This is a genomic window from Brevundimonas sp. (assembly GCF_023259385.1).
In the GTDB taxonomy this organism is placed as follows: domain Bacteria; phylum Pseudomonadota; class Alphaproteobacteria; order Caulobacterales; family Caulobacteraceae; genus Brevundimonas.
Window position 1 is genome coordinate 1 of the sequence record NZ_JAHFPF010000105.1, and the last position, 10,800, is coordinate 10,800.

A 10,800-nucleotide genomic window follows, 5' to 3' on the forward strand; every position below is an offset into this window, starting at 1 on the left:
CGGCCGCCCGCGCGTGGCCGTGGTGGTCGGCGGTCTCGGCCTCAACGCCGTGACCACCCGCGCCGCCATCGAGCGCCTGCCCGCCGAGGTGACGCTGAGCTTCGTCCCCTATGCCGAGGGCCTACAGGGCTGGATCGACCTGGCCCGCGCCCAGGGTCATGAGGTGATGATCGAGATCCCGATGGAGCCCTCCGGCTATCCGTCGAACGATCCCGGCCCCTACACCCTGCTGTCCTCGGCCGACGCCGCCGATGTGACGGCCAAGATGAACTGGCTGCTCAGCCGCGCCACCGGCTATTTCGCCGTGACCAACTATCTGGGCGACCGCTTCCAGACATCGGACGAGGGCATGAACGCCTTCATGGGCATGCTACGCGCGCGCGGCCTCGCCTTCATCGACGACGGCTCCATGAGCCGCAAGCCGGGCGCCTGGGCTCGCGCCAGCGCCAACCGCGTCATCGACGAGGAACAGACCCCGGCCTCCATCGTCGGCCAGCTGAACGCGCTGGAGGCCCTCGCCAAGGCGCGCGGGCAGGCCATGGGCACGGGCTTCAGCTATCCGGTGACGGTCGAGGCCGTGGCCCGCTGGACCGCCGGCCTGGAAGCGCGCGGACTGCAGCTGGCTCCGGCGAGCGCGATGACGCAGCGGCCGGGACGGTAAGGCAGTAGGGCCGCAGCCGAACGACCTGCTACAAAGCCCTATCGCCTATTCCTACCGCCTCGGGCCCCATGACCGACCTGTCCCTCTACCGCCCCAACGTCGGCGTCGTGCTGTTCCATCCGGACGGACGCGTCTGGTACGGGCGGCGGGCCGGGACGCCGGAACCCCATAACTGGCAGTTCCCGCAGGGCGGCGTGGATGACGGCGAGGACTATGAGACCGCCGCCCGCCGCGAACTGGCCGAGGAGACCGGCGTGGTCTCGGCGGAACTGATCGGCGAGATCAGCCAATGGGTCGCCTATGATTTTCCCGAAGGCTACGGCGGCTCGAAGCAGGCCCGCGGCTGGAAGGGCCAGAAGCAGAAATGGTTCGCCTTCCGCTTCACCGGCGCGGAGTCCGAGATCGACCTGGAGCAACACGACGAGATCGAGTTCGACGCCTGGCGCTGGGGTCGGCTGGACGAGGCGCCCGACCTGATCGTGCCGTTCAAGCGGGCGGCCTATGAGCAGGTGGTGTCGACCTTCGCGGCGTTGCTGATCTAGGCCGCCGCGCAGCCCTCGGGCTTGAGCACCCGCGCGGTGGAGGCCGGATATTTCGCCAGCAGATGCGCGGGCCGGATCGGTCGGGCCGCGAACCCGCCGCCGCAGTTCGGGCACACGCCCTTCAGCCGCGTCTCCACGCAGTCGGCGCAGAAGGTGCAGAAGGTGCACTCAAAGGTGCAGATTCGGGCGTCAGCGCTATCGAACGGCAGATCGCGGTCGCAGCATTCGCAGTTGGGACGGAGTTCGAGCATCGGGGCCTCCCTGTGGAGACCCTGACACCCGCTCCGTCCCACCGCAACGTCAGTGCGCGCCGCCGCCCGGCGCCAGGCGGAACAGCACCAGGCCCGAGAGCACCAGCACCGCCGCCAGGATACGCAGCGGATTGATCTGCTCGCCCAGCAGGACCACGCCGACGACGAAGGCCCCGACCGCGCCGATGCCGGTCCACATCACGTAGGCCGTACCCATGGGCAGGGTCTTCATGGAGATGGACAGCAGGGCGAAGCTGACGGTCATGAAGCCGAGCGTGGCGACACTGGGCCACAGGCGGGTGAAGCCGTGCGACTGCTTCATGAAATAGGCCCACACGATCTCGAGCAGGCCGGCGATGAGAAGATAGATCCAGGCCATGGGTTGCGGCCCTCCTTGCAAAGGGCCGGGCCGTCCCGGACTTGACCCGGCGCCGGAGCGCGGGGGCGAGGACGTGGCCTCGTCTTGCTGGGGCTATCTAGGGCGCCGGGCGCGGGGGTCAAGAGCCGGGGCGAACAAGAAAAATCCGGCGGATGCGCTGGGCGTCCGCCGGATATTCAGATCAGATTTGCGGGGCCGATCAGGCCGCGGCCACTTCCGAGGCTTTTTCGGCCAGGATGGTCAGGCCGGCCGGGGTCACGTCGGCGAAACCGCCGTGCACCTCGAACTGACGGCGCGAACCGCCGTCAATGACCGTGACCACGCCCTCGCGCAGGGCGGTCATGAAGGGCGCGTGGTCGGCCAGGACGCCGAAGTCGCCCTCGACGCCCGGCGCATCGACCTGGTCCACGAGGCCCGCGAAGACCTCGCGTTCAGGCGAGACGAGGGAGAAGCTCAGCTTGCCGGCCATGATCAGGCTTCCGCGGCCAGCTTCTGGGCCTTCTCGACGGCTTCCTCGATGGCGCCGACCATGTAGAAGGCCGCTTCCGGCAGGTGGTCGTATTCACCGGCCACGATGCCCTTGAACGAGCGGATCGTGTCTTCCAGCGAGACGAACTTGCCGGGCGAGTTGGTGAACTGCTCGGCCACGAAGAACGGCTGCGACAGGAAGCGCGAGATCTTGCGGGCGCGCGAGACGACCAGCTTGTCCTCTTCCGACAGCTCGTCCATGCCCAGGATGGCGATGATGTCCTTCAGGGCCTTGTAGGACTGCAGGACTTCCTGGACCGAACGGGCGACGCGGTAGTGCTCCTCGCCGATGACCAGCGGGTCCATGATCCGCGAGGTCGAGTCCAGCGGGTCCACGGCCGGGAAGATGGCCTGGGCGGCGATGTCGCGGCTCAGAACGGTCTTGGCGTCCAAGTGGGCGAACGAGGCGGCGGGCGCCGGGTCGGTCAGGTCGTCGGCGGGAACGTAGATGGCCTGGATCGAGGTGATCGAGCCCTTCTTGGTCGAGGTGATGCGTTCCTGCAGGTTGCCCATCTCGGTGGCCAGCGTCGGCTGATAGCCCACGGCCGACGGGATACGGCCCAGCAGGGCGGACATTTCCGAACCGGCCTGGGTGAAGCGGAAGATGTTGTCGACGAACAGCAGCACGTCCTTGCCTTCCTCGTCGCGGAAGTACTCGGCCTGGGCCAGGCCGGTTAGGGCGACGCGGGCGCGGGCGCCGGGGGGCTCGTTCATCTGGCCGTAGACCAGGGCGCATTTGGAGCCCTCGGTCGAACCGCCGTTCTTGGCCGGGTCCACGTTCACGTTGGACTCGATCATCTCGTGGTAGAGGTCGTTGCCTTCACGGGTGCGCTCACCCACGCCGGCCAGAACCGAGTAACCGCCGTAAGCCTTGGCGATGTTGTTGATCAGTTCCTGCATGGTGACGGTCTTGCCGACGCCGGCGCCGCCGAACAGGCCGGTCTTGCCGCCCTTGGTGTAGGGGCACATCAGGTCGATGACCTTGATGCCCGTGACCAGGATTTCCGACGAGGTCGACTGCTCCTCGAACGACGGCGCCTCGCGGTGGATCGGGCGGTACATGGTGGTCTTGATCGGGCCCTGTTCGTCGATCGGCGCGCCGACGACGTTCATGATGCGGCCGAGCGTGCCCGGGCCGACCGGCGCCAGGATGGAGGTGCCCGTGTCGGTCACCGGCTGGCCGCGCGTCAGGCCTTCCGAGGTGTCCATGGCGATCGTGCGGACCACGTTCTCGCCGAGGTGCTGGGCGACTTCCAGAACCAGGGTGAAGGGCTCGCCCGTCTTCTGGTCGATGTTCTGGGTCGTCAGGGCGTTCAGGATGGCCGGCAGGTGGCCGTCGAACTCAACGTCGACGACAGCGCCGATGACCTGAGAGATGCGGCCGGTGGCGACAGCAGCCGTGGCCTGTGCGGCGGCGGGCGTCTTCGCGGCGGCCGGAGCCTTCGGGGCGGCGGGCTTCTTGGCGGCGGGTTTCTTCGGGGCGGCGGTGTCGGTCATCGGTTCGTTCCGTTCGGAAAGTCTTGTCTGTGCAGGAGTCGGATCAGAGCGCTTCAGCGCCGGCGATGATCTCGATCAGTTCGGTGGTGATCTGGGCCTGGCGCTTGCGGTTGTACTGCAGGGTCAGGGCATTGATGAGGTCGCCCGCGTTGCGGGTGGCGTTGTCCATGGCGCCCATCTGGGCGCCGAAGAAGCTGGCCTGGTTCTCGTACAGCGCGGCCAGCACCTGGGTCGTGATGTTGCGCGGCAGGACGACGTCGAGGATTTCCTCTTCCGAGGGCTCGTAGTCGTAGACGGCGCCGTTCAGGTTGATCGGCTCGGCGTCGCCGTCGACGACCGCCGGGATCAGCTGCTTGGGCGTCGGCACCTGCGAGATGACCGATTGGAAGCGGCTGTAGAACAGGGTCACGACGTCGGCGTTGCCGGCTTCGAATTCCTCGGCGATCAGAGCGGCGATCGGCTCGGCGGCGGGAAGGCCGACGATCTTGTGGTCCGACATCTCGAAGGTGCGGATCAGCTTGTCGCCGTACAGGCGCGACAGGCCGTCGCGAACCTTGCGGCCCACGGCGACGATGCGGACGTCCTTGCCGGCGGCGAGCAGGCCGTTGATGCGTTCCTTGGCGGCGCGGATGACGTTGGTGTTGAAACCACCCGCCAGACCCTTGTCGCCGGTGGCGACCACGACCAGGTGCTTTTGGTCCTTGCCCGTGCCGGCCAGCAGCTTGGGCGCACCGTCGCCGGACACGCCGGCCGCCAGATTGGCGATCACGGCGGCCATCTTCTTGGCGTACGGACGGGCGCTTTCAGCCTGGTCCTGGGCGCGCTTCAGCTTGGCCGCGGCGACCATGTTCAGGGCTTTCGTGATCTTCTGCGTGGACTTCACGCTGTCGATCCGATTGCGCATTTCCTTGAGGCTGGCCATCCGGCGCTACTTTCTCGCTATCCGGTCCGGTCTCAGGCGAAGGTCTTGGTGAAGGCTTCCAGCACCGACTTCAGCTCGGCTTCGAGCTCGGCGGTGAGGTCCTTCTTGGTGCGGATGCCTTCCAGCAGACCCGGGTTCGACGACTTCACGCGGGCCAGCAGCTCCGACTCGAAGCGGCCGATGTCGCCGACGGCGACCGTGTCCAGGTAGCCGCGGGTGCCGGCGTAGACCGACACGACCTGCTCTTCCATGGTCAGCGGGCTGTATTGCGGCTGCTTCAGCAGCTCGGTCAGACGCGCGCCGCGGGCCAGCAGCTTCTGGGTCGAGGCGTCCAGGTCCGAGCCGAACTTCGCGAAGGCGGCCATTTCACGGTACTGGGCCAGCTCGCCCTTGATGGTGCCGGCGACCTTCTTCATCGCCTTGGTCTGGGCCGAGGAGCCCACGCGCGACACCGAGATGCCGACGTTCACGGCCGGGCGGATGCCCTGGTAGAACAGGTCGGATTCCAGGAAGATCTGGCCGTCGGTGATCGAGATCACGTTGGTCGGGATGTAGGCCGAAACGTCGTTGGCCTGGGTCTCGATCAGCGGCAGGGCGGTCAGCGAGCCCGAGCCGTTGTCGGCGTTCAGCTTGGCCGAACGCTCCAGCAGGCGGCTGTGCAGGTAGAAGACGTCGCCCGGGTAGGCTTCGCGGCCCGGCGGACGGCGCAGCAGCAGCGACATCTGGCGATAGGCGACGGCCTGCTTGGAAAGGTCGTCATAGACGATCAGGCCGTGCATGCCGTTGTCGCGGAAATACTCGCCCATGGCGGTGCCGGCGAACGGGGCCAGGAACTGCAGCGGGGCCGGTTCCGACGCCGTGGCGGCCACGACGATGGTGTATTCCAGCGCGCCGGCTTCTTCGAGCGTCTTCACGATCTGGGCGACGGTCGAGCGCTTCTGACCGATGGCCACATAGATGCAGTACAGCTTGGCGGACTCGTCGTCCGAAGCGTTGACCGACTTCTGGTTCAGGATGGTGTCGATGGCGACGGCGGTCTTGCCGACCTGACGGTCGCCGATGATCAGTTCGCGCTGGCCGCGGCCGACGGGGATCAGGGTGTCGATGGCCTTCAGGCCGGTCTGCATCGGCTCGTGCACCGACTTGCGCGGGATGATGCCCGGGGCCTTCACGTCCACGCGGCGGCGCTCGGTGAACTGGATCGGGCCCTTGCCGTCGATCGGCTCGCCCAGCGGGTTCACGACGCGGCCCAGCAGGCCCTTGCCGACCGGAACGTCCACGATCTCGCCCAGGCGGCGGACTTCGTCGCCTTCCGCGATGGCGGTGTCGGCGCCGAAGATAACCGCGCCGACGTTGTCGCGCTCCAGGTTCAGGGCCATGCCCTTCACGCCAGCCTTCGGGAACTCGATCATTTCGCCGGCCTGGACGTTGTCCAGACCGTGGATGCGGGCGATGCCGTCGCCGACCGACAGCACCTGGCCGACGTCCGAAACGTCCGCTTCCACGCCGAAGTTGGCGATCTGCGACTTGAGGATGGCCGAAATCTCGGCGGCGCGGATGTCCATTTGGATCTCTCTGTCTTCGTCTCAGGGCGGGCCGTCAGGCGCGCTGCATTCTTGTTGTCGGTGCGCGCTTACGCGCGCTTGAGGGCAAACTTCATCTGGTCGAGCTTGGTCTTCAGCGAGGCGTCGAACAGCTTCGAGCCGACCTTGACCTTCAGGCCGCCCAGGATCGCCGGGTCGACGCGGGCCGTCAGTTCCGGATCCTTGCCCAGCGAGGTGCGGAGCGTGGCCTGGATGGTCTTGAGCTGGGCGGCGGTCAGCGTCTGGGCGGACACCACCTCGGCGGCGACGACGCCTGTCTTCTTCGCGTACAGCGCCTCAAAGCCCGCGATCACGCCCGTCAGGTCGCGGGCGCGGCCGTTCTGGGCCAGCAGGCCGAGGAAATTCTTGGTCACGGCGTTGAACTTCGCCTTGTCGGCGATGGCGGTCAGGCCCTTGCCCTGGTCTTCGGCGGCGATCACCGGCGAAGTGGCCAGGCGGCGCAGGTCCGCGCTCTCCGCCCAGGCGGCGCGCAGGGACTTCAGATCCGCTCGCACGGCGTCCAGGACGCCCGTCTCGTCTGCCAGGTCGAACAGCGCCTGTGCATAGCGCTCGCCGACTTCCGTCGTTCTGAAATCGTCAGCCACTTATAAAGTCCGCGCGGGTTAGCGTTCGGGTTGGTCGACCGGCCGCGTGTCCGCGTCGATCAAAGGCATGAAATGCTTGAAGAAAGCACACCGGGGACGCGCCTTGCGACGCATCCTCCGGTTCAGCCGGGCGCCTGATAGCACCCCTGCCGTTCCGCCGCAACCGAGACAGGCCGCCACATCCCGCCGCATTGCCGCACCCGCAACTGCACCGCTACAGATGAGTTTCAGCGTTACGCTCCAGGAAAATCCCCACCGATGTTCGACTTCTCCGTCTTCTTCACCGATCCGACCGTCTGGGCGGCGCTCATCACCCTGGTGGTGATGGAGGTGGTGCTCGGCATCGACAATCTGATCTTCATCTCGATCCTGTCGAACAAACTGCCGCCCGAGCATCGCCAGCGCACCCGCCGCATCGGCATCGGCCTGGCCCTGGTCATGCGACTGGGCCTGCTGGCCACCATCGGCTGGATCGTCGGCCTGACCGCGCCGGTCTTCGACCTCGGCATCCATGGCGCGCTCAACAGCCACGGCGAGCCCGCGTTCGACACCGCCTTCAGCTGGCGCGACCTGATCCTGATCGCGGGCGGCCTGTTCCTGATCTGGAAGGCCACCAAGGAAATCCACCACGCCACCGACACCACCCCGTCCCATGACCTTCTGGAGAAGGACAAGAAGGACGTGGTCATCAACAATGTCGGCGCGGCCATCTTCCAGATCATCCTGCTGGACCTGGTCTTCTCGATCGATTCGATCCTGACCGCCGTCGGCATGACCGACCATGTCGTGGTCATGATGATCGCCGTCGTCGTCGCCGTCCTGACCATGCTGCTGGCCGCCGACCCGCTGGCGGAGTTCATCGACAAGAACCCGACCGTGGTCATGCTGGCGCTGGGCTTCCTGCTCATGATCGGCGCCGTGCTGATCGCCGACGGCTTCGGCGTTCACGTGCCCAAGGGTTACATCTACGCCGCCATGGCCTTCTCGGCCCTGGTCGAGGGCCTGAACATGCTCAGCCGGGCCTCCGCCAAAAAGAAGGAGGCGGCCCTCGCGGCCCGACAGGCCCAGTTGAACAAGGCCGAGACGGCCGAGCCCGGAGTCTGAGCATGCGGCGGCTGATCCTTTTCGCCGCCGCCCTGCTCGCTTCGGCGCCCGCGGCGGCGGTGGCCCAACAGGCCGCGCCCGCCGTCCGGGCCGCCCCCGCGCCCACCGTGACGCCCCACTACGGCTTCGAGGTGGTGCGCACCTATCCCCATGACCCCCATGCCTTCACCCAGGGCCTGATCTGGCGGGACGGCGCCCTGTACGAAAGCACCGGCCGCTCCCCCTCGACCATCCGCAAGGTGCGGCTGGAGGACGGGGCCGTGCTGCAGCGGCGCGTCCTAGACCCGGCCATCTTCGGCGAGGGGCTGACCGAACTGAACGGGCGGCTGCTGACCCTGACCTGGACCGACGGCAAGGGCTTCATCTGGGACCCCGCCGACCTGAGCCCCCGCGGCGAGTTCGCCTATGACGGCGAAGGCTGGGGCCTGACTACCGACGGCGAGCGCCTGATCCTGTCCGACGGCGCGCCGCATCTGCGCTTCCTGGACGGCCGCACCCTGACCGAAACCGGCGAGGTTCAGGTGACCCTGGACGGCCACCGGCTCGGCAAGCTGAACGAGCTGGAATGGGTCGAGGGCGAGGTCTTCGCCAACATCTGGCAGACCGACTTCATCGTCCGCATCGACCCGGCGACAGGCGTGGTGAAAGGCGTCATCGACCTGACCGGCCTGCTGCCCGATCGTACGGGCATGGATCCTCGCGACGACGTTCTGAACGGCATCGCCTGGGATCCTGTCGGCCGCCGCCTGTTCGTCACAGGCAAGAACTGGCCCAGCCTGTTCGAGATCAAGCTCACGGGACCGCGCTGACCTCGCTTCGCAAGGCCAGCGCGTTTTTGCTGGGCCGCGGACCGTCGGCCCTCCGGGCCTCCCGACCCACGCGGCCTGGCGCTTCGCGCGCCGCCAATCCCTCAAGATGAGCGAACTGCGCTCAAGCCGCGAGCCGCCGCGCGGCGAGCGATAGCGCCCTACAGGAAACTATACGGGTCCACGTCAACATTGAGCCGGACGGACGCCGGCACCTTCACCCGGCTGAGCCACACCCGCAGGAAGCCCTGCAGGTCGACATCGCGGTCGGCGCGGACCAGCAGCCGCTTGCGTCGGCGGCCACGCACCAGCGCCAGCGGCGCGTCGGCCGGGCCATAGACCTCCAGCCGCTCGGCGTTGGGAATGTTCTCGGCCAGGTCCCGGGCCACCTTTTCGACCGCCTGGGGATTTTCGCCCGACAGGATGATCGCCGCCAGCCGGCCGTAGGGCGGCAGGGACGCCGCCTCGCGCTCCGCCATCTCGGCGTCGACGAAGCCGTCTCGGTCGCCCGCCGCCAGCGCCTGCAGCACTGGATGCTCCGGCGTCCAGGTCTGCAGCAGGGCCCTGCCCGGCTTGTCCGCCCGCCCCGCCCGGCCCGTGGCCTGCGTCAGCAGCTGGAAGGTCCGCTCGGCCGCCCGCAGGTCGCCGCCGCGCAGGCCCAGGTCGGCGTCCACCACCCCGACCAGGGTCAGGTGGGGGAAGTTGTGCCCCTTCGCCGCCGCCTGGGTGGCCACAAGGATGTCGACCTCGCCCTCGGCCATCGACTGGATCAGGGCGCGGGCCGACTTGCCGTCGGGCACGGTGTCGGAACTGAACACCGCCGTGCGAGCCTGCGGGAACAGGTTGCGCACCTCCTCCTCGACCCGTTCGACGCCTGGTCCGACCGACACCAGCGAGTCCTCGGCGCCGCAGGACGGACAGAACTTGGGCCGCAGCATGGAAAAGCCGGTCAGGTGGCAGACCAGCCGTCCGGTGTAGCGGTGCTCGACCAGCCAGCTGTCGGTGTCGGGCGCGGTCAGGCGGTGGCCGCAGACGCGGCACAGGACCACCGGGGCGTAGCCGCGCCGGTTGAGGAACAGCAGGGTCTGCTCCCCCCGGGCCAGGGTCTCGCCGATAGCCTCTCGCAGCGGTTGGGACAGCCAGGTCTGGGGGTCAGGCGGCGCGGCGCGCAGGTCCAGCAGGGCGATGTCCGGCAGCACCGCCGCCCCGTGCCGCGCGGCCAGCTTCAGCCAGCGATAGCGGCCCTGGTGGGCGTTCCACAGAGTCTCCAGCGACGGCGTGGCCGAGGCCAGCACCACCGTCGCCCCCTCGATCCGCGCCCGGGCCACGGCGAGGTCGCGGCCGTGATAGACCAGCCCCTCCTCCTGCTTGAACGAGCCGTCGTGCTCTTCATCGACCACGATCAGGCGCAGGTTGGCGTAGGGCAGGAACAGGGCCGAGCGCGCGCCGACCACGATGTTGCAACGACCGGCCTGCACCGCCTCCCAGACCTGACGGCGGCGGGGCGGGGCGACGCCGGAATGCCATTCGGCGGGCGCGGCGCCGAAGCGGGTCGCGATGCGCTCGATCAAGGCCTGGGTCAGGGCGATCTCGGGCAGCAGGATCAGGACCTGCGCCGCCGGATCGGCCTTCAGGGCGCGGGCGGCGGCCTCCAGATAGGCCTCGGTCTTGCCCGAGCCGGTGACCCCGTCCAGCAGGAAGGGGACGAAGGCGCCGGCCGTCACGGCGTCGGCCACGGCCTCGGCGGCGGCGGCCTGATCCGGATTCAGCGTCGCCGGCGCATGGTCCGGATCGGGCGGGTCGAAGGCGGCGATCGCCTCGATCTCGATCGTCTCCAGCACGCCCTCGTCCAGCAGGCCCTTCACGACGCCGGACGAGACGCCCGCCGCCCGCGCCAGATCAGGGCCGGGCATGGACTTTCG

At 68.2% G+C, this 10,800-nt stretch carries 12 protein-coding genes; 4 read left to right on the top strand and 8 right to left on the bottom strand.

The annotated features are described in order from the left end of the window. A partial coding sequence (locus Q0C81_RS09565) for a divergent polysaccharide deacetylase family protein (RefSeq protein ID WP_291836889.1) occupies positions 1–661 on the top strand: 661 nt, incomplete at its 5' end. A gap of 68 nt (positions 662–729) precedes the next feature. Then, the gene (locus tag Q0C81_RS09570) at positions 730–1,203 is read left to right on the top strand and encodes an RNA pyrophosphohydrolase (RefSeq protein ID WP_291836891.1); all 474 of its coding nucleotides are present in this window, start codon (positions 730–732) and stop codon (positions 1,201–1,203) included. Here the strand turns inward: Q0C81_RS09570 and Q0C81_RS09575 are convergent. The 7 genes from Q0C81_RS09575 to Q0C81_RS09605 form a co-directional block, all read right to left on the bottom strand. Further along, on the bottom strand, positions 1,200–1,454 hold the full coding sequence (locus tag Q0C81_RS09575) for a DUF1272 domain-containing protein (protein WP_291836893.1): 255 nt from the start codon (positions 1,452–1,454) through the stop codon (positions 1,200–1,202). The genes Q0C81_RS09570 and Q0C81_RS09575 overlap by 4 nt on opposite strands. Before the next feature lie 49 nt (positions 1,455–1,503). Beyond that, entirely contained in the window at positions 1,504–1,833 is a 330-nt protein-coding gene (locus Q0C81_RS09580) for a multidrug efflux SMR transporter (RefSeq protein WP_291836895.1), read from the bottom strand. A 199-nt stretch (positions 1,834–2,032) separates the two neighbouring features. After that, positions 2,033–2,302 (bottom strand): ATP synthase F1 subunit epsilon, encoded by a 270-nt coding sequence (locus Q0C81_RS09585; protein WP_291836897.1) that lies wholly within the window; start codon positions 2,300–2,302, stop codon positions 2,033–2,035. 2 nt (positions 2,303–2,304) lie between these two features. Then, entirely contained in the window at positions 2,305–3,858 is a 1,554-nt protein-coding gene (gene atpD, locus Q0C81_RS09590; protein WP_291836898.1) for a F0F1 ATP synthase subunit beta, read from the bottom strand. A gap of 43 nt (positions 3,859–3,901) precedes the next feature. Then, complete coding sequence (locus Q0C81_RS09595) at positions 3,902–4,780, bottom strand: F0F1 ATP synthase subunit gamma (RefSeq protein WP_291836900.1); 879 nt, start codon at positions 4,778–4,780, stop codon at positions 3,902–3,904. A gap of 32 nt (positions 4,781–4,812) precedes the next feature. After that, positions 4,813–6,345, bottom strand: a complete 1,533-nt coding sequence (atpA, locus tag Q0C81_RS09600) for a F0F1 ATP synthase subunit alpha (RefSeq protein ID WP_291836902.1) — start codon at positions 6,343–6,345, stop codon at positions 4,813–4,815. A 68-nt stretch (positions 6,346–6,413) separates the two neighbouring features. After that, complete coding sequence (locus Q0C81_RS09605; protein WP_291836904.1) at positions 6,414–6,968, bottom strand: F0F1 ATP synthase subunit delta; 555 nt, start codon at positions 6,966–6,968, stop codon at positions 6,414–6,416. A gap of 258 nt (positions 6,969–7,226) precedes the next feature. On the opposite strand from Q0C81_RS09605, the gene Q0C81_RS09610 reads away from it, so the two are divergent. Further along, on the top strand, positions 7,227–8,072 hold the full coding sequence (locus tag Q0C81_RS09610; protein ID WP_291836906.1) for a TerC family protein: 846 nt from the start codon (positions 7,227–7,229) through the stop codon (positions 8,070–8,072). A 2-nt stretch (positions 8,073–8,074) separates the two neighbouring features. After that, positions 8,075–8,881, top strand: a complete 807-nt coding sequence (locus Q0C81_RS09615; protein WP_291836908.1) for a glutaminyl-peptide cyclotransferase — start codon at positions 8,075–8,077, stop codon at positions 8,879–8,881. Positions 8,882–9,039: 158 nt separating this feature from the next. On the opposite strand, the gene Q0C81_RS09620 is transcribed toward Q0C81_RS09615, so the two are convergent. Next, the coding region (locus Q0C81_RS09620; RefSeq protein WP_291836910.1) for a primosomal protein N' at positions 9,040–10,800 on the bottom strand (1,761 nt) is incomplete at its 5' end.

Bases quoted from the DNA above. Each gene is read 5' to 3' on its own strand.
- Q0C81_RS09570 (WP_291836891.1), top strand. From the start codon at position 730: ATGACCGACCTGTCCCTCTACCGCCCCAACGTCGGCGTCGTGCTGTTC.
- Q0C81_RS09575 (WP_291836893.1), bottom strand. From the start codon at position 1,454: ATGCTCGAACTCCGTCCCAACTGCGAATGCTGCGACCGCGATCTGCCG.
- Q0C81_RS09580 (WP_291836895.1), bottom strand. From the start codon at position 1,833: ATGGCCTGGATCTATCTTCTCATCGCCGGCCTGCTCGAGATCGTGTGG.
- Q0C81_RS09585 (WP_291836897.1), bottom strand. From the start codon at position 2,302: ATGGCCGGCAAGCTGAGCTTCTCCCTCGTCTCGCCTGAACGCGAGGTC.
- atpD (WP_291836898.1), bottom strand. From the start codon at position 3,858: ATGACCGACACCGCCGCCCCGAAGAAACCCGCCGCCAAGAAGCCCGCC.
- Q0C81_RS09595 (WP_291836900.1), bottom strand. From the start codon at position 4,780: ATGGCCAGCCTCAAGGAAATGCGCAATCGGATCGACAGCGTGAAGTCC.
- atpA (WP_291836902.1), bottom strand. From the start codon at position 6,345: ATGGACATCCGCGCCGCCGAGATTTCGGCCATCCTCAAGTCGCAGATC.
- Q0C81_RS09610 (WP_291836906.1), top strand. From the start codon at position 7,227: ATGTTCGACTTCTCCGTCTTCTTCACCGATCCGACCGTCTGGGCGGCG.
- Q0C81_RS09615 (WP_291836908.1), top strand. From the start codon at position 8,075: ATGCGGCGGCTGATCCTTTTCGCCGCCGCCCTGCTCGCTTCGGCGCCC.